The sequence below is a fragment of the Chryseobacterium sp. FR048 genome (assembly GCF_056844665.1).
On record NZ_JBXDSE010000003.1, the window covers coordinates 668,238 to 690,230 of the forward strand.

The following is a 21,993-nucleotide window of genomic DNA, read 5'->3' on the forward strand; positions in this document are numbered from 1 at the left end:
ATTATCTATGTAATTTTTGATTAGTAAATTGATGAAAGTATCCTCTATAAATATTAGTTCCAGAATAGGTATGTTCTCCATAAAATGGAAATCCTTTATTATATCCATTTCCATTAAAGAAACCACTTCGGTTATTTTGGAACTGATTATACCCTCCTACTGCCTGCATTGCGTAGGTATAGAAATCTCCAGCTGTAGGAAACTTATTTCTAAAATTAGAATTTCCACTATATTTATCATAAATTCTTCGCATATTAAATCCAAAAAGTATATTAGATGCTGCTCTTAAAGAAGTAATATTTTTACCTGCTTTTACAGGGGTATACATGTCTAACCCTAATGAACTTTTCAGATCTAATTTTCCCATATTTCCACCTTCCCTATAATTGGCTGACATATAAGCTAAATTCAATAGATCTAAATAATAATTTTCTATATTGTTATCTGTATTATAACTGTATTTGGTTAATATTGAGCTTAAATTTAACGATGTTGTAAGTTTAATATTTGAACCATTAGCTCTTTTTGCAACAGTATTTAGAAACTTACCTGTTTCATCATTAGTAAATAAAAAGTCAAATGCATTATTTAAAGTCCCGACTCTTTGGCTTTTGTTAACATCATAACTTATTCCATCAGAACCTACTAAATAAATCCCAAGATTTCCATCATTTTTTGCACTTACAATTTCATATTCTCCATTTTTATTTTTCTTCACCCCAATACTTGCATGAGCTTCACCAATCATTCCACTTGGATCGTTATAGAAAACAGGATTATTGTTTGCATAATTATAAGGTTGGAATGTAGCATCCGATAAAGGATCATGCATACCCCATCTTCCAATATCCGCCATATACATTCTCGCCCCATAGTCATAATACCCTGTTTCCTGCAATTCCTTCCCATTGTACTTATACTTATAGGAAAAAGTTCCCGGAGTAGAATTATATCCTGAATGGTTCAATCCAAACGGATAATAATTATTTTCTTCTAAAATCTGTGCTCCTGCTCCGTTTTTGGTATAACTTAATCTTATATTTCCTAAATGATCGGTATAGTTATACACATATCTGTTATCTGTAAAACTATAATAGCCCTCACTTGTCGGTATAAACTGCAACACTCCATCTTTGTACTGAAAACCATCAAGATAATCATTTACGATCATTTGACTGAATTCTCTTAAAAACTGGAATGAACTTAGTTTAGTTCCATCTGCAGAGTAAATATACTTAAAATATTCATGCTTCTTTTCCAATGACTCGGGTAAATTCATGTGGTTATATGCAATCCCATCAATAAAATGGGCTCCATCCATAATTATATTACCATTTTTGTCATATACTATAGCATCTCCTCCGTCAAGTCCCAAAGAGTTTCCACTTGAATCCCAAATATCTACAAGCTGATTACCCTCATAGGTATATTTTATGTCGTCAATTTTAAGCGCTGAGTTTCCATCAGATCCTCCAAACCTTAATAGTGTCTGAATATTTCCATTAAGATCATAGGTTGCACTTTCATTGTAGGCATTGGTTTCTACGACCCCTGCATCGGGTTTCTGATACTTCGCAAGTGCCATTCTGTTGAGCTTGTCATAAGTATATCCATATCTTCTGCGAACTCCATCGTTAGCTGTTTTCCAATCTACCTCAGCGATATTACCATTAAATCGGGCTATTGAGGAAGGAGCTTCAGGGGTTTGATATTTCAATTTATATCCAAATAAATCACTTCCCAGAGCAACAGGATCATTGATCTGTGAGATCCAGCCTCTGATGTTATACTTATAGTCTACAGTCTGAATAGGTGTGATAAGGTCTGTCCCACCCACTTTTTTAGACTCTAACTGAGAAATTTCGTTGTATTTATTCTGAACTAAAATTTCCTCAGCTCCATTAGCAACCTGATGTTTGCGTACTAATAATCTATTCTGAGAATCATAAGTGAAATTTTCAGTAATCGTCTTTTCAGAATCTGTAGGCATTCTTTTGTGTCTTGTAATCACATTTTGAGGATCACCTGCAAAATTCAGTTTAGATTCTACTTTGGTATAGCCTCCATAATGATTAACCGAATGGGTACCAATAACTCTTCCTTTTTTATCATAATAAGTATAGTTTTTGGTCCATTTATCATTATCTGTCCAGAAATCATCTCCAACATTTTTAACTATATTCAAGATAAGTAATCCTTTTGTGCTCTTCCCATCAACCACAACATCGGATAAAGTAGGTTCTCCCTGAATACCGGATGGAAATGGCGGATTGAAATCATACCCAGGGTAAGCGTCATAATAATTGAGACTCAACAATTTGAAATTTGTAGTAGGATATGCTGTATTATTAGTATAAAAGGCTGTCATCCCACTATTACTCCAACCTGAGGTAGTTCTTACTTCATAGTTAGATCCCTTGCTTTCTATGGCATTCACTTGCTGAAGTCTTCCTGGAGCGCTGTTTAATATCCCTGTATAAACAGGTCTTGAAAACTGATCATATTTAGTAAAAAGCCATTGCCCTTTTGCTCTTAAGTTGGCATCCTGAGTCAAAACCAACCGATCCTGTTTGTCATAGACCATATACTCCCAATCTTTACCGGGAAGCTTCTTTTCTACCAATCTTCCTCTCCCATCATATCGATATTGATAATACAAACTCTCTACAGTGGCAGGTTCCACAGTGGGAGCAGATGCCAGTGGCGGAATGACAAATGCTAATTGATCATATTCATTATAAACGTAATAGGTATCTGCATTTTCCGTAGGGCTCAGTACTTTTCTTACCAAAAGGGTTTGCCCTTTAGTATTTTTAAACTCAATGGTTTTGTTTCCGTCTTCGTCAGTAACCGTATTTTTGTATAATTGGGCAGCCTGGAAATACTGAAGCAGCTTTACTGAGGTTTGCGTCCTTTCCTCAACCCATGTTGTAGAGACTTCATACTTTCTTACGTAGTCTTCCCCAATATTCGCCTCATATCCAAAGTTAACGGGTTTGGCACTCCAGTCATTCCCAACCTGAATTTGTTGTTTAATTCTGTCTAACGGAGAATTTTCTATTATTTTTTCTGAATAGATCTTTTCTCCGCCATAGAATGTCGAAGCACTTCCTGTTGGGTTGGGAACAATTCCTCCATTCAAAGTTCCTCCCTGAGGAATAGGAAGATAATCTTTAGCCTGTCTTCCATAGGAATCATATTCAACAGGAGTCACCACGTCATTCCCAAGGGGTGAATATTTTACTCCTACAGTTTGTTTAAGCCTACCCAATCCATCAAAATACTGAACGGTCTCAGAATTTTTAACAGGTTGACCTGCGGCGTCATAATCCAGATATGTTTTTGCCTGGATATAATTTTCAGTGGAAGTAAGCTGGGCGTTTATTGTTCCTGACATCAACAATATGCTTACGGGAATAATTATCTTTTTCATCGTTATTAGTTTTTGTGTTTGTATTTAAACTCTTTCACTACCTTATTGTTGACATCTACTATTTTCTCCAATCGGTTGGCTGCATCATAAAAATACCTTTCTCTGATCCCGGATGGAGGGGTAATAGTCGTCACACCCACCAAAGGATCGTGGGTATAGGTTGTAATTTGAGTTCCCCGTAAAAAAGGATTCTGACGGATATTATCCAAAGCATTAATTAATACATCTTCAGTATTGCGGTCAATATCCAGGTCCGACTTTTTGCATATTTCCAGATTGTAGTAATTCACCGCATTATCGTCCATCCCTAAAAGATCCATAAAGCTTAAATAGGACACTCCTTCCACTTTCAAAATAGGTAATGCCTGGTTATAGCCATAGATTATGGTTACAGGAACGCCTGCTTTAGTTGTATACTGTACCAGATTTCCTTTGGTATCATAATGATCATATGTAATTTCCTTATCATATACCTCATTAGGAGTATTGATCAACTGAATAGGAACAGACTCCTGCTGTGAAGGAAGTAACTTGTCATACCCAAACCAATATCTGTAAAAACTTAGCTTTGTTTTTGAAATCGGAAGATTATTGTTAAATCTTGTTGTAACAAGTGGGATCCCAACTATATTTTGAGTAACATAATCATTGCTTGTTCCGTATAACTCTTTTGCATATTGATAGGAAACCTCTGAGGTTCCGGTACTACTTGAAGATGTTCTTTCCCTCGAAATATTATTGTCATAGGTGTGATCATAAAAATATTCATTAACAGTATTGACAGACTGAGCATTGAAGAAATTGGTGGTAGTTGTTTTAGTAAGATTATTAGGAAAGAGAAAATCTTTATAATACAACACTTCTGCTTCACCTGTTTCAACATAGAACAAATTATATTTATTGACCGGAAGTTTTTTGTTATCCGAATACTTATATTCCTTACTCACTATCGTTGCCCCATTCTCATTAAAGTCCAATTCACGGATAATTTTTCCTCTTAGAGAGCTTCTGTCCTGATATTTTCTCTTCATGTTGACGATATTATCTGGCAAAAGGTCAGTAATTCCAAAGCTGGCTCTGTTTCTATAGACCAATGTATCAGGATTGGTGACCTGATCAGAAAACAAATATTTCTTCTGTAAAAGCCCATTTTTCAATACGGACACTTCGGAATAGTTAATCGGGGAGCCACTCATTGAACCAGGAATAATATTATTGGAAACACTCTTTTGAACCATCGCATATTGAGTATTATTACCGGATTTCACAAAATTCGAATATCTTATCACTCTATTGCTGATTCCTGATGAAGTAGTTCCTGTAGGATAGTTATTCCTGTATTTGTATTCTGTTTCAATGGTTTTAGTTCCATCAAAATCCAATACCTTGGCAATTCTAGCCCCACCTACGGTTCCATTTTGAGTTTTAAGTTCTTCAAAAAAGTTAGAATTGGGAGTTCTGTCCAGCTTTTTAGAATAATCGTGTGGTTCGTAGATAAATTCTGAATATCCGCCTGTAGGATAAGTAACTCTGGATAATAATGTCCGCTGAACCGAAGTGGTAGATGGCTCTCTTGAAGTTCCCGTTATAATGTATTCTCCTGTATTGGGATTAATTTTATAATCAGGAATCAGTGGGTTAGAAAATTCAGCTTTATTATTCCAATAGCCCCAGTGGTCAACAGAAGTGGTGGTTTCATGAGCTAAGCTTGCAAATTTATCGTAATAATCGAACTTATATTTCAGATCATTAAGTGTTACTTCATCCAGGAAGAAATATTCATTATTACGGTAGTAAGTAAATCCTATTTTTTTGACCAACACATCATTTACCCCGTTGTAAAGAAATACATTTTCTAAACTAAAAGATTTGTAATATTTATTGAATACATTACCCAATGCAGGATTAGTAAACGAGCTTCCTTCATTTTGTTTATAGGTAAACTCTGCAACTTTCTTCCCATTGATCATAACTTTTGAGGGATAAACCTTTTTCAGCAGGTTAAAATGATAGCTTAAGGCCGGATTGGAAGAATTACTGCTCACTCCTGAAAAAAAACCATCATTGATCACATTTACATATGCCGTGGAACTTGCATTGACGTAGCTATGCTGTTCAAAAAAAACTTCAGAGCCCGGCAGACGATAGGTAGGAGGAAAAAAGCTGTTTTGACAGAACCCGTCACTTACCCCAATAGATCCTACATCCTGAAATTTAAGATACGAAATGGTCATATTGCTTCCTTCAGCAAATTCAACCTTACTCAGATACCATGCATTAATGTAATAATTTTGTCCATTAACACTTGATCCAGGAGAGTCTCTACTCGTTCCCAATGGATAATTGACTTCTATATTTTCTTCCGGTCCGCCGAAATAATACTTATTCCCCTTTCCGTCCGTCATCACAATTTCACTGCTATTAAAATCATGACATCCTATTTTAGGACTCTTTTGATTCTGAAATCCTGTAATATCTATTTTCAGGTTGGGATCATTGGAAGCAAAAACCGGATTTTTTTCAGCATCAATGTAGAAATACCCGGAAATTCCCATGAAATTGAATGAGAACTTATCCGGTCCCAATTCAAAACCTGTACTTCCTCCTGATTTAAAATTTCCAAAATCATCTACATCAGTATTATTGTCAAACAAAGTTGTTTTAGAGATATTGGTATTTCTGATTCCTACTAAAAGACCATTTATTTCTCTATTATTTTCCACCGCAAATTGAGGTTCATCATCAGGAAGGTGATTAACTTCTCTTGTTATCATCCCGCCAACATCCAGCATCCAGTTTAGTCCTACATAATTTGATCTTTTGGTTGGGATAAATCCTGAAGAGTTGTACGATAAATTCATGGTAAAACTTTTATCTGATGCTCCAATAGGTGCCTGAAATAAAGGAATATTCATATCCACTCCTCCTACATTCATATTGACCGGAATGTTTCCGTATCTCTCCATCTCATAACTTTGAGGAGATTTTATATTGATCTTTTGTGCATTATATAGAGAACAATATAATACAGCCATGAGTATTGTATATTTTTTCATTAGTTTTTAATTAGTTTGGCATTTGCTGTTTTCTGAGTATCCGTTTTGATCGTGATCAGATAAGCTCCCTGCACCAAAGACTGGGTGTTAATTTTAGTCACATTATTCTTTGTCTTCAGATTCTGAAGCTGTCTCCCACTCATATCATACAACAGAATATCAGCTTCCTTGAAATCAAAACCTATTTCTACGTAAGCATAGTCCGATACAGGGTTTGGATAAATCTTGATGTCTTGTTTTTCGATCAGCTGATTAACCTGTTTGTCTCCTAGCTTTACGATCTTCCAGTTCTCCTTTCCAAGTTCTGTCGCGCTGGTTCCTGCTAAAATGATAGAACCGTCTCTGTTCAGTTTCAAATCTGACAGTCTTTCTTCCCTCTCTCTGGATTCTCCTGTTACATGTTTTCTCCACTGCTCATTCCCATTCTGATCCAAATACAACATCCAGAATGTTTCATCATCTTTTTCTATTCTGCCTTCCGCTTGAGTATAACCACCTAAAAGAATTCCTTTAGAAGATTTGTCATCTGAAGAATGAATCACACTCATTCCCATCAAAACATCACGGTTTTTGAAGTTGTAGGATTTCTGCCACTGTTCATCTCCTTTTTCATTTAAAGAAATCAGCCAAAGGTCTGTTCCTTCTTCAATACCTACTGTTTTGTTTCCTGATCTTTCTGATCTGGACTCTCCACCGATGATATAACCTGTTGATGTCAAAGCAAGAGTTCTGATATGATCATCTTCTTTTCCGCCATAGTTTTTTTCCCATTCTACTTTTCCGTTTTTGTCAAGCTTTACGATCCAGTAGTCGCCTTCACCGAAGTTGGTGCTTTGTTTGGAGGTGGCAGATGTTAGGTTGCGGGTAGCAGTACTTTCGGCTGAGGATTTACTTTCAGGATTTCTTACTCCAGAACCCGTATCACGAACCTCGGAACTTCTGGAATAAATTCCCAGTAATGCCCCACCGTCTTTCGTTGGAATCATTTTTTCAACTTCATCGAGACCTTTTCCGCCTAAAATCAGTTGTGAAAGCTCTTTTCCGTCTTTATCCAGTCTGGTAATCCAGACATCTTTGGAACCATAGCCTTTTGAAGCATTTTGTACATTTCCGGCCACAAAAAATCCTAAATCTGTAGTTTGAATCACTGATCTGGCTTCTTCATCAGAAGAAGTTCCCAAGGTTTTCTGCCATAATTCATCGCCAAATTCATTAATTCTGATCAGCCAGATGTCTGAACCACCTTTGGAATCCTCTTTTTTATCCAGACCTTTTCCGGAATAAGAAGTTCCGGCCAGAAGGAATCCGCCATCTTGAGTGGTAACTGTTGCTGATAAATAGTCATGATTCTGCCCTGAAAAATACTTTTCCCAGACTTCATCTCCTTGTTGATTGAGTTTCACCAGATGAAAATCATAGCCGTTGTTTCGCTTACTGCCCGAAGCCTGTTGCTTATCGCTTTGAATAGAGCTTCCTGTAATAAGATACTGCTGATCGATTGTAGTGGTAATCTGGCTTAGAAAATCCTGAGTAGAGGATTTGATGTCTTTCTGCCACACGACTTCCTGGGCGGACACACCAAAGACTGCGCATAAGGTATATGCACCGAGATAAAGTTTTTTCATTCTCGTATTGCTTTTGAATTAGTAATTAGTCTACGTTGATAAACGCTTTACGAAACTAGCATTTCTTATAAAACCACAGATCAATATTAACGGGATTTAATGTAAAATTCACATAAGTGTGTATTTTATATTTTTAATCCAGAACGAATTTTTTGATAGAAAAGTGAGCATTATTTTAGAGCCTTATAAGAATTAAATACCCGCCATTCACTCATAAAACATAAAATAACCATAGTAACATTTTACCTCTCTATTTTTATATATTTATTTCCTGAAAACAGGATAAGCATGAATACGGAAAACCTCATCAATAAAGTCGTTTCAATTACATTAAAGAGCAAAGCATATTTTCAGGGGATCGTCATTGATATTTCAGATAACTGGTGTTATTTAAAATACATTCCTGTTGACTATATGACAGATGGTTATGTAGTCATCAACAAAAGATATATAGCTGACATCGAGATCACTGAAGAAGATCAGTTTAAGGAGCGGATATTACAACTAAAAGGAGCTATTTCGGTGAAAAGCCCAATACTAGATCTTGATGACAATGAAAAACTGTTGGCTGATTTACAATCTAAAATCGGAATTATCAGAGTTGAGATCAAGGATCATCACAGAGCTTTTATTGGTAAGATCAACAGCATTAGAAAACATTCTTTCAGGGTTCACCTGTTTAGTCCCAGTGCAGTCTGGCTGCAATTGGAAACCTTTTTATATAAAGAAATAAGAGCAATTTATTTTGAAGAAGATTATATCAATTCTTTAAAGTTGATACTCCCACCTTACCCTTCCGATACTGAATAAATAGAATAATACTCATTGTTTTTCAGAAACAAAAAAAGACAGCACCACTGCTGTCTTTTACTATTTCAAATTACTTTTTATTACATCAGATCAAACCTGTCCAGATTCATCACCTTCGTCCATGCTGCGACAAAGTCATTCACAAATTTACCTTGTGCATCAGCACTTCCGTATACCTCAGCCACTGCTCTCAATTCAGAATTGGATCCGAAAACAAGGTCGGCACGAGTGGCCGTCCATTTTGGCTGGCCGCTTGAACGGTCGCTGCCCATATATAATTCTCTATCTTCCGACATGGCTTTCCACTGTGTCCCCATATCAAGAAGGTTTACAAAAAAATCATTGGTAAGTGCTCCCGGACGGCTGGTGAATACGCCGTGTTTAGAACCGTCAAAATTGGTATCTAAAGCACGCATTCCCCCTACCAGAACAGTCAGTTCCGGTGCAGTAAGGGTCAATAACTGAGCTTTATCAATTAACAAAGATTCTGTAGATACGTTATATTTTCTTTTCAGATAATTACGGAATCCGTCAGCAGCAGGCTCAAGATAGCCCATAGATTCTACATCTGTCTGTTCCTGAGTAGCATCCATTCTTCCCGGAGCAAAAGAAACTTTCACTTCATGACCCGCATTTTTTGCGGCAGCTTCCACGGCTGCATTTCCTGCTAATACAATTATATCTGCTAATGATATTTTCTTACCTCCATTTTGGGAATCATTGAATTCTTTCTGAATTCCTTCCAGTACTCCCAATACTTTATTCAGTTGTGAAGGGTTATTTACTTGCCAGTTTCTTTGAGGTTCCAGTCTGATTCTTGCTCCATTGGCACCACCACGTTTATCACTGCCTCTGAAAGTAGAAGCTGAAGCCCAGGCTGTAGATACAAGTTCAGAAATATTTAATCCTGAATTCAATATTTTAGATTTAAGACCATCCACATCCGCTGCATCTACCAATTCATGATTTACTGCCGGAATCGGGTCCTGCCAAAGCAGTTCTTCCTGTGGTACATCCGGACCAAGGTAACGGGCACGAGGTCCCATATCTCTGTGGGTAAGTTTAAACCAGGCTCTTGCAAAAGCCTCTGCAAAGGCATCAGGATTTTCGTAGAAGTGTCTTGAAATTTTTTCGTAAACAGGATCCAGTCTCAATGAAAGGTCTGTTGTAAGCATGGTTGGTTTATGCTTTTTAGAAGAATCAAATGCATCAGGAATGATGTCTGCCCCATCTTTTGCTACCCATTGATGAGCTCCGGCAGGGCTTTTTGTAAGCTCCCACTCGTTTTCAAAAAGATTTTTAAAGAAATAATTACTCCATTGCGTAGGAGTTTCTGTCCAGGTTACTTCAAGACCGCTGGAAATAGCATCTCTTCCGCTTCCGGATTTATAGGTGCTTGCCCATCCTAAACCTTGTTGTTCAATGCCTGCCCCTTCCGGTTCTTTCCCAACATGATCTGCCGGTCCTGCACCGTGGGTTTTACCAAAAGTATGTCCTCCGGCAATTAAAGCAACAGTTTCTTCATCATTCATGGCCATGCGTCCGAATGTGTCACGAATATCTTTGGCAGCTGCAATAGGATCAGGGTTTCCGTCCGGTCCTTCAGGGTTTACATAGATCAATCCCATTTGTACTGCAGCCAGTGGATTTTCAAGATTTCTGGAATGAATATCTCCATCTGCTTTTTCATCGGTAGGTAAAACTGCTGAATGCCCTTCTGGTACTCCTTCTGAACCATGAGCGTACCTTACATCCCCTCCCAGCCATGTTTTTTCTGATCCCCAGTATACATCGGAATCCGGTTCCCAAACGTCTGCACGCCCGCCTGCAAATCCAAATGTTTTAAAGCCCATCGATTCAAGAGCCACATTTCCCGTAAGAATCAGAAGATCTGCCCATGAAATATTTCTTCCGTATTTTTGTTTGATAGGCCATAGTAGTCTTCTTGCCTTATCAAGGCTTACATTATCCGGCCAGCTGTTCAATGGTGCAAAACGCTGCTGTCCTGCTCCTGCTCCACCTCTTCCGTCTCCTACACGATAAGTTCCGGCACTATGCCATGCCATACGGATAAACAAAGGTCCGTAATGGCCGAAGTCAGCCGGCCACCAATCCTGAGAATCAGTCATTAATGCATGAAGGTCTTTTTTTACAGCTTCAAGATCAAGGCTTTCAAAAGCTTTGGCATAATCAAAGTCTTTATCCATAGGATCAGACAGTGACGAATGCTGGCGCAGAAGATCTACTCTAAGCTGATCCGGCCACCAATCTGAATTCTGAGTTCCCCCTCCCGCTACATTATTCGTCTTCATTGTTCCGTTGTGAAACGGGCATTTGCTGATGTCATTCAAATCTTTTTCCATTGTCGTTTATTTTATTATTGATTAATACAGTTTTAATTCTCTGTTGTAAGAACATCACAAACCTACAACGTTTACTTAATAAATACAATCTATTAATTTTTATTTCAACGATAGTTAAAAACTATAAATAGATAATTTCGACAGCATCACGGCTAAGACATAATTGTGGTATTAAGTTAGTCATTTTTTAAATCCATTCAGCCAACCCGGCTCTATTTAGAATAACTCAATGTAAGAAAAGGCTAGAAGTTGGAAGAGGGAAGCTGGAAGTTTATTTCAGACGGAAAATAAGTTTAGGACATTTTAAAGCAAAAGAAGAAGAAAAAATTTTCTATTAATAAGGTTTTTCTGGTTAAAAAACATGTGACCTTATAGAATATTTTAAACCTGGCATTCAAACTATTACCTCTTCCATCTCTTCCTTACTTCATCAAAAAAAAATTAACTATCTTTATCCTAAGAAACATGAACATCTATGAAAAAAGTACTGGTTATCATTCTCGTAGCATTCATTATCATTCAGTTTTTTCCTATCGACAAAACCAATCCTCTTCCTACACCGGGAATGGATTTTCTGAAGTTTAAAAACACTCCGGAAAAAACAGCAAAAATCATCAGAACTTCATGCTACGACTGCCATTCCAACGAAACAAAATATCCGTGGTATACCAATATTTCTCCTGCTTCATGGTGGGTAAAAAATCATATTGATGAAGGCAGGAAACATCTTAATTTTTCTACCTTTGCAGTATATGAACCTAAAAGACAGATCCATAAGTTGGATGAATGTATAGAAATGGTTGAAAAAAAAGAAATGCCTCTTGAGTCTTATTATCTGGGACATCAGAACGCCAAGCTCTCAGATGAGCAGCGTGCAGATCTTGTTCAATACTTCAAAAGGGTAAAAGAAGATACTGAAAGAGGAATTATGTTTAATAAATAAAAGTCATGGAGAACTGGGAGAACAAACATATTGTATTTTTTGACGGAGATTGCGGTGTCTGTAATTTCTGGGTTCAGTGGATTCTGGAAAGAGACAGGAAAGATCAATTCATGTTTGCTTCCTTACAATCGGAATTCGGGCAGCAGTTTCTTTCTGAAAGGGGACTGAATACAACAGAATTCAATACCATGTATCTCTGGAAACCAAAAAAATATTACTTAATAAAATCGCGGGCTGTACTAACGATTGCCAATTTATTGGGCGGAATTTACAAACTTTCTTTTATTGGAAAAGCTTTCCCAACATTCCTGAATGATAAGGTATATGATATGATTTCCAGAAACCGGATGAAACTGGCCAATCAGAAATGCTATCTGCCGGATCAACATCAGAAGAAGAAGTTTATACAGGTTTGAAAAACTTTCTTCGTGAGACAAGTAGATAAATACTTATAATAAAAAGATAAAGACTGCTCCAATAGTGAAGCAGTCTTTTTTGTTCATTTACATTTTAATTTTAACTGATTATTTATTGATTCAGTGACCAAACAGAATAAGAATTCGGAGCACATTGAATCTTCACCCATTTATCAGCCTGGGTGGTAGGATACCAACCTGAACTTCCTGTAAAATCTTTAATCTGCTGACTTGCCCAATTGGTCTGAATCCATCTTTCCTGCCAGTTTGAGGAAGTATTGATATAAACAACCAGACCGGGATTTCCGTTGTAGCCGTTACGTCTTGCAATGTATTCATCATTATCGGTATATAAAATAGATGTTGTTCCGGTAGCTTTATTATTATGAATCCAGATCAGATTGTTCAGTCTTTCTTTATTCAGCCATTCTTCATAATCCCGGTAGAAAATCGTAGGATAGCCTTCATGGGTTAAAATATAAGCATAAGCCGGCATTTTGTTGTAGATAATATCCGTATCATGATTGGCAACGAAGGTTACCGCTTTGTAAGGATTTCTTTTCCACATCATATCATCATTCAGGGCATTTAGATTTCCATTGTCAAAAGCTTCATCCATTTTGTAATAAGCGGCAAAATCAAAGACGGAGCTGTTCGCATTATTCGCCCACCATTCTAATGTATTCACGTTAGAATCCCATAATTCCCCAACAGAGAATCCTCCTACTTTAGAATTCCAGGTATTCACCACCCACGGACCGAAACCTTTCACATAATCGAACCTCCACCCATCGAATTTCATCACATTTTTATAATATTTGGCGACAGAATCATCTCTTCCCCACAGCCAGTCCTGTACATAAGGATTGGCATGACACAGATCCGGAAAACCGCCAAAGGAACCTTCGTCATTATTCCCGTACGCATTTTTATAGAAATCGTTGTAGCTTCTTTTAAATTTGCCGGAGGCTACCCCTGAAAAATTGGTCCATGTATTGGTTCCGGTAAAAGGATTGGCTTCAGACTGTCCGCCACTGTTGTGATTGATCACAATATCTGCATATACCTGCATATTTTCTGTGTGGGCTTTGGTAATAAGAGCTTCCAGTTCTGTTCTTGATCCGAAACGGGTTTCCACACTTCCATTCTGGTTATAATCTCCAAAATCATAATAATCGGTAGGGTCATACCCCATAGAATAAGCACCATTCTGAGCTTTTGAAGCTGGAGGAAGCCATACAGCACCAATTCCGGCATTAGACCAGGCCGTCAGTTTATCTTTCACCGTGTTCCACCAGTTTCCTCCATCCGGAACATCCCAGTAGAATCCCTGCATAAGAACTCCACCACCCGGGCCGGCTACAAATTTACCTTGTACAGACCCGGAACCTTTTCCGGTACTGAAAGGTCTGCCGTCATGATTGGTAACGTTTACAATCTTGTTGTGCACTTCTTCTTTTGGAGAGGGCTCAGTAATCATTTCATCATTATTGCGGCATGAGCTTACAAGCGCTAAAGCCAGCAGGGAAAGGAAAAAATATGTTTTTTTCATCGTAACACTTAATTATGAATTCATTAACTAAGTTACATTTTTATTGAAAACAAATTCAATTTAATGGGAAATATTTTCATTCTAAATAATGAATCATGAAGAAATTCATTTGAAATTTTCATTAAAAAATCATAAATTTTTAAGATTCCCGAAACAATTTTTCTTTTAATCCATATATTTGCATACTATGGAATACAATACCCAAAAAACTCAGCTTCATATGCCGGAATACGGCAGAATTATACAACAGTTGGTTGAGCGCTGCAAAGAACTTCCTACCAAAGAGGAAAGGAACGAAATGGCTATGGCAATCATCGATTTTATGGGTCAGAGAAACCCACAACTTCGCGACGAAGAAAATTATAAACATAAACTTTGGGATCATCTTTATATTCTGGCCAATCATGACCTGGATGTAGATTCTCCTTATCCTTTCCCTACCATGGAACAATTGGCAGAAAAGCCAAAAAGAATGGAATATCCAAAACTTCAGGGTGACTTTAAGTTTTACGGAAAAAGTATTCTTCAATTGATCGAAAAAGCAATTGAACTTGAAACGGGTGATGAAAAAGAAGCTCTTATCGAGGTGATTGCCAACAATATGAAGAAATCCTATAATGTCTATAATAAAGAACATGTGACGGATGATGTTATTTTCCGCCACCTGAAGGAACTGTCTGAAAACAGGTTGGATCTTACAGGAATAGATTCTCTTGAGAAAAGTAAAATCTATTACACAAGTAATAACAACAACCGAAATAACAACAATAACAACAGGAACAACAGCAATAATAAAAATAATAACAATAACCAGCCTAACAAAAGAAGGCATAATAACAATCATAAAAACAGAAAATAATGAGTGGAACATTTCAAATAAGAGGAGGAAAAAGACTGCAGGGTGAAATAACTCCACAAGGAGCCAAAAATGAGGCTCTACAGATTTTATGTGCGGTGCTGTTGACCGACGAAGAAGTAAGAATTAAAAATATCCCGGATATTCATGACGTGAACAGACTGATTGAGATCCTTGGAGATTTTGGAGTAAAAGTTACTAAAAACGGACATGGAGACTATACTTTCAAGGCGGATAAAGTAAACTTTGATTATATAAAATCCAACGAATTTAAAAAAGACGGTGCCAAGCTTCGTGGATCAATCATGTTGATGGGGCCAATGTTAGCCCGTTATGGTGAAGCTTATATGCCGACTCCGGGTGGTGACAAAATCGGAAGAAGAAGATTGGATACACACTTCCAGGGATTGGTTGAACTTGGTGCTGAATTCCACTATGATGAGGAAGAATATTTCTACTCTCTAAAAGCAAAAGAACTTACAGGAAAATTCATCCTATTGGAAGAGGCTTCTGTAACCGGAACAGCTAATATTGTAATGGCTGCTGTTTTAGCAAAAGGAAAAACAAGAATTTATAACGCTGCCTGCGAACCTTACCTTCAGCAATTGTGTAAAATGCTGAACAGAATGGGTGCTAATATCTCAGGAATCGGATCTAACCTTCTTACGATTGAAGGGGTAGATTATCTTAGAGGAACAGAGCACACAATGCTTCCGGATATGGTGGAAATCGGATCATGGATCGGTCTTGCGGCGATGACGAAATCTGAAATTACCATCAAAAACGTAAACTGGAACCAGCTTGGTGTTATCCCGAATACTTTCAGAAAATTAGGAATCCAGCTTGAGCAAAGCGGTGATGATATTTATATTCCTGCTCAGGAACATTATAAAATTCAGAAATTTATTGATGGATCTATCCTTACGATTTCTGATGCACCATGGCCTGGATTCACTCCGGACCTATTATCTATTATCTTAGTAGTAGCTACTCAGGCAAAAGGAAGTATTCTTGTTCATCAGAAAATGTTTGAATCAAGATTATTCTTCGTTGATAAACTGATTGATATGGGAGCTCAGATCATTTTATGTGATCCGCACAGAGCAACGGTAATCGGATTGAACCAGGAAGCTCCGTTAAGAGGAACAACAATGGTTTCCCCGGACATCAGAGCCGGAAATGCCCTTTTGATTGCAGCCCTTTCCGCAGAAGGAAAATCAATTATCCACAATATCGAACAGATCGACAGAGGATATGAAAATATCGACGGAAGACTGAAAGCCATTGGTGCTGATATTGAAAGAATTTAAAATTATTTTTATTACTATAGAGCGCTCAGAGAAATCTGGGCGCTTTTTTTGACCACACTTCAAAAATTCTCGCCCTCCAATTGTCATTGCTCTCTGAATCGGAAACTTCTAATGAACTCCCCCCTCTTTATTCTTTATTCTTTATTCTTTATTCTAAAATATCCGTATAATCTTCACAAACATTAAAAATAAAAAAGCGCCCGATAAAAGAACCGGACGCTTTGGTAATTAAAACTATATGAATCTCACTTAAAAATAGGTTCTACAGGTATATTCTACCGCAGTATTGATAAGTTTATTTTTATTCAGATAGAACTCAAGTTGCTGATAATCTTCTGAATTGACATTTATATACAACTGTATTGTACCAAAACTATATCCGTTCACATATTCCACATTGGCTGACAACACTCTATGACATATCCCCATCTGATTATAAATGGTATTCATTAAATGCTCAAATTTCATTTTGCCATTCAACTCTATTTCCAGTAATAATTCTTTTTTAGGCAGGTTCAGTTTATTTTGAAAAACCTGCAGACTAGGGTTAGGTGTAATCATCGTTAAACATTTTGGGTTAAATACTCTCAGATCATATTGCGCTCTGCATTTAAATCTGTGACAAAAATATAAAAAAATATTAGTCTACCAAATTAGTAGACTAATATTTTTTAAATTTTAACAAAAAAAGAAGCTTTTCAGCTTCTCTCTATCTTTACAACACTCCTATTCTTTCCAGTTTATCTGAGCCTGCCAGCCCGTTAGGATTACAACCAGGCTCTCCTTCAGGTACTTTCAGATTCTTTTTTTTGTAAAATTCTTCCCAGAATGTATTCGTTTTTCCTGTTTTAGGATCAATAAATGTCATAGGTTCTAATCTGAATATAGAATCATTCCTGAAAGCCCTTTCAATAAAGTCTGAGCAGTAATAGGAGTTTTCATCCAGGATATAATTGAAATTATAAGGTTTACCGATCATTGAATTGGCTTTTCCAAGGGCATGCGGAATTGCTTTCTGATACTCCGGCTTTAAGCGATAAACTATAACCTTCTGCCCGTCTGTTTCCTGATCTTTGATAAAATTCTTTAAAGTCTGCTTTTGGGAACCTCCTTTGGGAGCCGCGTGCAGTACAAATATCTGACGTCCTTCTTTTTCCAGAATACCAATATGATCAAAAGAAGCTGTTTTTTGCCTTTGGGTAACATTATTGATGGCACCGGAAAGTCCTGTTTCTTTTGCTGTTACAAAAAGCAGATCCCCATTTTTAAGTGAAGACGTCTGAGAAGAAGCACAACCTATCAGCAAAAGGATGAAAAGGGACAGGATTCCCACCAGACTATTCTTTTTAATTCTTTCTTTTAATGATTTTTTAAATTCTGACATTCAAATATTGTTTCGGCCCAAAATTACAAAATAGAATTCATTACATTTGTGAAGAATATTGAGCTACTCTTCACACCATCCTAAACATTCCATATTCTTATGCCACATATTTTATTAGTTGAAGACGACGACAGGCTTTCCCAACTTATCACAAAAGGGCTTCAGGAATCTGAATTTGAAGTAACCACCGCATATGATGGAGTGACGGGGTTGAAACTGGCACTACAAAACAATTTTGATCTGGTAGTAACCGATATTGTACTTCCTAAAAAAAGCGGTCTGGAATTCTGCGATGAAATAAAAGTATTAAAACCCAATCTTCCGGTAGTCATGCTTACCGCACTTGGAACTACGGATGATAAGCTGGAAGGATTTGATGCAGGAGCCGATGATTATATGACCAAACCTTTTGAAATGCGCGAATTGGCAGCAAGAATCAAAGTCTTACTGAAGCGTTTTTCACAACAGAAACAACAGAAAGTTTTTGTCCTGAAATATGAAGGAATTGAAATGAACCTGGAGCAAAAAACAGTCAGCCGCGATCATACTCCTATCAAATTGACCCCAAAAGAGTTCAACCTCTTGAAATTCATGCTCGAAAATTCTGAAAGGGTTCTTTCCCGCAGCGAAATTGCTGAAAAAGTATGGGAAACCCATTTCGATACAGGGACTAATTTCATAGACGTATACATCAATTATCTGCGAAAGAAAATTGATAAGGATTTTGACAGCAAGCTTATTCATACTAAAGCAGGAATGGGATTCATCCTTAAAAAGGACTATGAATCCGGACTTATACAATAATCATTGGATGAATTAAAAATAGACGGATGAAAATAAGAACCAGGCTCACACTGCTTTTTACGCTGATTACGGCGATGCTTTTAGGGGTTTACAGTTTCTCCATTTATTATTCATCAAAAGAAGCCAGAGAAACCTCTTTCTACGGAGAGCTTCAAAACGAAGCAATAGCCAAGGCAGATCTCTATTTCCAAAGTTCACTTCCCGAACAGGAAATGCATAAACTTTATAAGAATAACAACAGAACCCTGAATGAAGTGCAGGTGGCCATCTACGATGCCGATCATCAGCTCATTTACCATGATGATGCCAAGGTAGATTATGTAAAAGAAACTCCTGAAATGCTTTCCAGAATCTTTCAGAAAAAGAAAATCAGCTTCTTTCTGGGTAATCTACAGGTCATCGGAATGGTATACCACTATAATGGAAAATCCTACGCAGTAACTGCCGCCTCGTATGATAAATATGGGTATGAATATCTTTCTCATCTGCTGACCATAAGTATTGCTTCTTTTATCAGTATTCTAATTCTTATTTATCTGGCAGGAATCTTTCTTTCTAAAAAAACATTGAGCCCGCTCAGTGAAATGGTGAATCAGATTAAGAAAATCACTGCCGGGAAATTACAGCTGCGCCTTAAAACAACCGGAGAAAAGGATGAACTCAGTGAGCTTGCCCAAAACTTTAACGGAATGCTGGAACGTCTGGAAAATTCATTTGACTCTCAAAAACATTTTGTCTCCAATATTTCTCATGAACTCCGGACACCTTTATCAGCAATTATCACAGAACTTGAACTCGCTTCTGAAAAAGAACTGACCAGAGAGCAGTACCAGCAAACCATCAGGTACGCTCTGGACGACGCAAAAAATATGGTCAAACTATCCAACAGCCTGATGGATCTTGCCAAAGCAAGCTATGATCCCAATGAAATCAGCTTCTCTGAAGTAAGGCTTGACGAGGTTCTTCTGGAATCCTATACTAAGATTATCCGGGAAAATTCCGGCTATAAAGTTTTGTTGAATATTGAAGATACGATAGATGAACATCAGCTGACCATCCAGGGAAATGAGTACCTGCTACAGGTTGCTTTTAATAATCTTATTGATAACGCCTGCAAATATTCGCCGGAGCATGTATGTTCTATTGACGTAAAAGTGAATGTCCAAAAGCTATACATCAATTTTTCAAATACGGGGATCACTATCTCTCAGGAAGATTTACAGCATATTTTTGAACCTTTTTACAGAAGTGAAAACTCAAGAAAAGAGAAAGGATACGGAATCGGGCTTTTCCTCACAGAGAAAATCATTCATCTGCATAATGCTGCAATCAGGGTAACTTCAGAACATAATGCCACTGTTTTTACCGTGATATTTGAAATTGAAACGGTTTGATCTTTTAAATTTGAACTTTAATCCTTCTTAAAGTTTTACGATTAATAATAGCTTTATCTTTTATTCTCTATTAAACAACTTCTTTTTAAGCAGCTGAAGCCTTATTGAAAGCAGTTGTACCTATACTGGCAGCTATAACGCAGGAAATAGAAATCCATTGCAAAAATGTTAATTCTTCCGCCAGAAATACCAATCCGGAAAGAGCAGCAAACGCAGGTTCCAGACTCATCAGAATACTAAATGTTTTGGCAGGAAGTCTTTTCAACGCCATCATTTCTAAAGAGAACGGCAACGCACTTGACAGAATGGCAACGCCCAGACCTTTCACAAAAATAGAAGGAGTAAGATTAAACACTGCTCCGTCCCATATAGTAAAAGGGATGATCACCAGGCTGGCAAACAGCATCCCCGTGGTAACAGCATCTTTTCCATCCATTATTTTGGAAACCTTCCCACCCATTACAATATAAACAGCCCAGAATATTCCTGCCAGAAAAGCTAAGCCTAGCCCTACCAAGTCAACATGATCACTTTTCCATGGTACGATCAGCAGAATTCCGACACAGGCCAGTAATGCCCAGACCACATCCAATAACTTTCGGGAAAGAGCCAGTGCAAGAAATAAAGGACCTGCAAACTCTACTGTAACCGCCAATCCTAATGGAATTCTTTGGATCGCCATATAGAAAATAAGATTCATCGCTGCCAGGCCTATACCGTATAAGGCACAATATTTCCATTTTTGTGCGGTAAACTGGGAAAATTTCGGACGGTTAATCAATGTAAGCAAAATAGCTGATAATACAATCCTCAAAGTAACCGTTCCAATAGGTCCTATCAGAGGAAAAAGCTGCTTCGCAATCGAAGCTCCTCCCTGAACACAGATGATGGCTAAAAGCGTTGCAGGTATCGCTATATTTGAATTTTTCATTTCTAAAATCTTATATTATTATCAACCGTTTTTGGAAAGGAATTTCCGGACCTGAGCGAACTTCATGTTATCAATTACAATCGAAATCTGCAATTGATAAGAGTCTGCCCGCAAATGTATTGAAATTTTGTTTTCCAGAATGGGTACAGATTCCGGTTTATTTTTCCAAATTCATGGGTACTGTACAAAGTTACTTTCTTTCTAATAGTTTTCTAATAATATTCTAAAGCTTTTCTAACGGCTTCTCTCTGATAGCAGGATTATCTTTGCAGCAGATAAAAATCACTATGGATACTGATTCATCACATCATCGAAACAACAACTAAGTATTCAGCAGTATGCCTTTCTGTATACCGGCTGAATGCTCTAAAACAGAAAGGTTATGACCACATTAGAATTTACACTCCGTCTCTTCACAGCATTTGCCCTGGGCGCCAGTATCGGTTTTGAGCGACAATGGCGCCAGAAAAGTGCAGGCCTCCGTACCAATACACTCGTATGCCTGGGCTCTGCAGCATTCGTTCTTCTGTCTATCAGAATCGGTGGTGATGCTACAGGCAGAATAGCTTCCTATATCGTGAGCGGTATCGGTTTTCTGGGTGGGGGTGTCATTATGAAAGATGGGCTTACCGTTCGGGGACTCAATACAGCAGCTACCATCTGGTGTTCTGCGTCTGTAGGAGCCCTCTCTGCACTGGGGTTACCTCTTGAAGCTGCCATCACCAGTGGCTTTATTATTATCACCCATCTTATTCTACGTCCATTAGGCGTAAAACTCGGCAACAATATCAGCAGCAGAAATGATTACACAGAATATTTACTCAGCATCAAATGCAAAAGCGAGGTAGAAAATCACATCCGGGTACAGCTGATGCAGTCTTTAAGCGGAAATGACAAAGTCCTCTTAAAATCCCTTACCAGCGACGACAATGGAATTCCTGAGAATGCCATCATCACAGCAGAAGTACATGCTTCCACTCCACAGGACAGCTTCATGGAAAAAACAGCCAGCAGACTTACCATTGAAGATAAAGTGATCAAAGTAAGCTGGGAAATTATAGGAACAGAAAACGATTTATAGCATTTGAAATGACCATGATTAGCACACAAATGCTG

Annotated in this window: 16 protein-coding genes; 8 read left to right on the forward strand and 8 right to left on the reverse strand. The window is 37.6% G+C overall.

Translation table 11 applies throughout. From position 1 onward, the window contains the following. Position 1: 1 nt before the first annotated feature. Genes AC106K_RS12460 through AC106K_RS12470 form a run of 3 tightly spaced genes read right to left on the reverse strand, consistent with a single transcriptional unit; the run spans position 2 to position 8,114 of the window. Positions 2 to 3,433, reverse strand: a complete 3,432-nt coding sequence (locus AC106K_RS12460) for a DUF6443 domain-containing protein (RefSeq protein WP_482445683.1) — start codon at positions 3,431 to 3,433, stop codon at positions 2 to 4. Positions 3,434 to 3,438: 5 nt separating this feature from the next. Then, positions 3,439 to 6,489 (reverse strand): hypothetical protein, encoded by a 3,051-nt coding sequence (locus tag AC106K_RS12465; protein WP_482445684.1) that lies wholly within the window; start codon positions 6,487 to 6,489, stop codon positions 3,439 to 3,441. Beyond that, positions 6,489 to 8,114, reverse strand: a complete 1,626-nt coding sequence (locus AC106K_RS12470) for a T9SS type A sorting domain-containing protein (protein WP_482445685.1) — start codon at positions 8,112 to 8,114, stop codon at positions 6,489 to 6,491. Before AC106K_RS12470 ends, AC106K_RS12465 begins: the two co-directional genes overlap by 1 nt. Before the next feature lie 288 nt (positions 8,115 to 8,402). Here AC106K_RS12470 and AC106K_RS12475 point away from each other — a divergent pair, with 288 nt between their 5' ends. After that, complete coding sequence (locus AC106K_RS12475; protein ID WP_482445687.1) at positions 8,403 to 8,924, forward strand: hypothetical protein; 522 nt, start codon at positions 8,403 to 8,405, stop codon at positions 8,922 to 8,924. A gap of 80 nt (positions 8,925 to 9,004) precedes the next feature. Here AC106K_RS12475 and katG read toward each other — a convergent pair whose 3' ends face one another. Beyond that, complete coding sequence (gene katG / locus AC106K_RS12480; protein WP_482445689.1) at positions 9,005 to 11,287, reverse strand: catalase/peroxidase HPI; 2,283 nt, start codon at positions 11,285 to 11,287, stop codon at positions 9,005 to 9,007. Between the two features lie 475 nt (positions 11,288 to 11,762). Between katG and AC106K_RS12485 the strand changes: the two genes are divergently transcribed. Together AC106K_RS12485 and AC106K_RS12490 are read left to right on the forward strand one after the other, a co-directional pair. Next, positions 11,763 to 12,230, forward strand: coding sequence for a heme-binding domain-containing protein (locus AC106K_RS12485; protein WP_482445691.1), 468 nt, complete (start codon positions 11,763 to 11,765; stop codon positions 12,228 to 12,230). A 5-nt stretch (positions 12,231 to 12,235) separates the two neighbouring features. Next, on the forward strand, positions 12,236 to 12,646 hold the full coding sequence (locus AC106K_RS12490) for a thiol-disulfide oxidoreductase DCC family protein (RefSeq protein WP_482445693.1): 411 nt from the start codon (positions 12,236 to 12,238) through the stop codon (positions 12,644 to 12,646). A gap of 112 nt (positions 12,647 to 12,758) precedes the next feature. Here the strand turns inward: AC106K_RS12490 and AC106K_RS12495 are convergent, their stop codons facing one another. Beyond that, positions 12,759 to 14,198 carry an alpha-amylase gene (locus AC106K_RS12495; RefSeq protein ID WP_482445695.1) on the reverse strand — a complete coding sequence of 480 codons (1,440 nt, stop codon included), beginning with the start codon at positions 14,196 to 14,198 and terminating at the stop codon, positions 12,759 to 12,761. Positions 14,199 to 14,385: 187 nt separating this feature from the next. Here AC106K_RS12495 and AC106K_RS12500 point away from each other — a divergent pair, with 187 nt between their 5' ends. Together AC106K_RS12500 and murA are read left to right on the forward strand one after the other, a co-directional pair. Beyond that, positions 14,386 to 15,057 (forward strand): DUF4290 domain-containing protein, encoded by a 672-nt coding sequence (locus AC106K_RS12500; RefSeq protein WP_047097329.1) that lies wholly within the window; start codon positions 14,386 to 14,388, stop codon positions 15,055 to 15,057. Further along, on the forward strand, positions 15,057 to 16,364 hold the full coding sequence (murA, locus tag AC106K_RS12505) for a UDP-N-acetylglucosamine 1-carboxyvinyltransferase (RefSeq protein ID WP_047097328.1): 1,308 nt from the start codon (positions 15,057 to 15,059) through the stop codon (positions 16,362 to 16,364). The genes AC106K_RS12500 and murA overlap by 1 nt, the downstream gene beginning before the upstream one ends. A gap of 249 nt (positions 16,365 to 16,613) precedes the next feature. On the opposite strand, the gene AC106K_RS12510 is transcribed toward murA, so the two are convergent. After that, positions 16,614 to 16,925: a cysteine methyltransferase gene (locus tag AC106K_RS12510; RefSeq protein ID WP_482445697.1), complete on the reverse strand. Its 312-nt coding sequence runs from the start codon at positions 16,923 to 16,925 to the stop codon at positions 16,614 to 16,616. 154 nt (positions 16,926 to 17,079) lie between these two features. Continuing rightward, positions 17,080 to 17,748 (reverse strand): YiiX/YebB-like N1pC/P60 family cysteine hydrolase, encoded by a 669-nt coding sequence (locus tag AC106K_RS12515; RefSeq protein WP_482445699.1) that lies wholly within the window; start codon positions 17,746 to 17,748, stop codon positions 17,080 to 17,082. 99 nt (positions 17,749 to 17,847) lie between these two features. Here AC106K_RS12515 and AC106K_RS12520 point away from each other — a divergent pair, with 99 nt between their 5' ends. Next, positions 17,848 to 18,552 (forward strand): response regulator transcription factor, encoded by a 705-nt coding sequence (locus AC106K_RS12520; protein WP_482445701.1) that lies wholly within the window; start codon positions 17,848 to 17,850, stop codon positions 18,550 to 18,552. 26 nt (positions 18,553 to 18,578) lie between these two features. After that, positions 18,579 to 19,946 (forward strand): sensor histidine kinase, encoded by a 1,368-nt coding sequence (locus tag AC106K_RS12525; RefSeq protein ID WP_482445702.1) that lies wholly within the window; start codon positions 18,579 to 18,581, stop codon positions 19,944 to 19,946. 85 nt (positions 19,947 to 20,031) lie between these two features. Here AC106K_RS12525 and AC106K_RS12530 read toward each other — a convergent pair whose 3' ends face one another. Further along, a complete protein-coding gene (locus AC106K_RS12530; protein ID WP_482445704.1) occupies positions 20,032 to 20,877 on the reverse strand; it encodes an EamA family transporter in 846 nt (281 codons plus the stop codon). Between the two features lie 382 nt (positions 20,878 to 21,259). Between AC106K_RS12530 and AC106K_RS12535 the strand changes: the two genes are divergently transcribed. Continuing rightward, positions 21,260 to 21,958 carry an MgtC/SapB family protein gene (locus AC106K_RS12535; RefSeq protein WP_482445705.1) on the forward strand — a complete coding sequence of 233 codons (699 nt, stop codon included), beginning with the start codon at positions 21,260 to 21,262 and terminating at the stop codon, positions 21,956 to 21,958. The last annotated feature ends 35 nt before the right edge of the window (positions 21,959 to 21,993 follow it).

Coding starts and splice junctions, on each gene's coding strand:
- AC106K_RS12460 (WP_482445683.1), bottom strand. CDS start 3,433: ATGAAAAAGATAATTATTCCCGTAAGCATATTGTTGATGTCAGGAACA.
- AC106K_RS12465 (WP_482445684.1), bottom strand. CDS start 6,489: ATGAAAAAATATACAATACTCATGGCTGTATTATATTGTTCTCTATAT.
- AC106K_RS12470 (WP_482445685.1), bottom strand. CDS start 8,114: ATGAAAAAACTTTATCTCGGTGCATATACCTTATGCGCAGTCTTTGGT.
- AC106K_RS12475 (WP_482445687.1), top strand. CDS start 8,403: ATGAATACGGAAAACCTCATCAATAAAGTCGTTTCAATTACATTAAAG.
- katG (WP_482445689.1), bottom strand. CDS start 11,287: ATGGAAAAAGATTTGAATGACATCAGCAAATGCCCGTTTCACAACGGA.
- AC106K_RS12485 (WP_482445691.1), top strand. CDS start 11,763: ATGAAAAAAGTACTGGTTATCATTCTCGTAGCATTCATTATCATTCAG.
- AC106K_RS12490 (WP_482445693.1), top strand. CDS start 12,236: ATGGAGAACTGGGAGAACAAACATATTGTATTTTTTGACGGAGATTGC.
- AC106K_RS12495 (WP_482445695.1), bottom strand. CDS start 14,198: ATGAAAAAAACATATTTTTTCCTTTCCCTGCTGGCTTTAGCGCTTGTA.
- AC106K_RS12500 (WP_047097329.1), top strand. CDS start 14,386: ATGGAATACAATACCCAAAAAACTCAGCTTCATATGCCGGAATACGGC.
- murA (WP_047097328.1), top strand. CDS start 15,057: ATGAGTGGAACATTTCAAATAAGAGGAGGAAAAAGACTGCAGGGTGAA.
- AC106K_RS12510 (WP_482445697.1), bottom strand. CDS start 16,925: ATGATTACACCTAACCCTAGTCTGCAGGTTTTTCAAAATAAACTGAAC.
- AC106K_RS12515 (WP_482445699.1), bottom strand. CDS start 17,748: ATGTCAGAATTTAAAAAATCATTAAAAGAAAGAATTAAAAAGAATAGT.
- AC106K_RS12520 (WP_482445701.1), top strand. CDS start 17,848: ATGCCACATATTTTATTAGTTGAAGACGACGACAGGCTTTCCCAACTT.
- AC106K_RS12525 (WP_482445702.1), top strand. CDS start 18,579: ATGAAAATAAGAACCAGGCTCACACTGCTTTTTACGCTGATTACGGCG.
- AC106K_RS12530 (WP_482445704.1), bottom strand. CDS start 20,877: ATGAAAAATTCAAATATAGCGATACCTGCAACGCTTTTAGCCATCATC.
- AC106K_RS12535 (WP_482445705.1), top strand. CDS start 21,260: ATGACCACATTAGAATTTACACTCCGTCTCTTCACAGCATTTGCCCTG.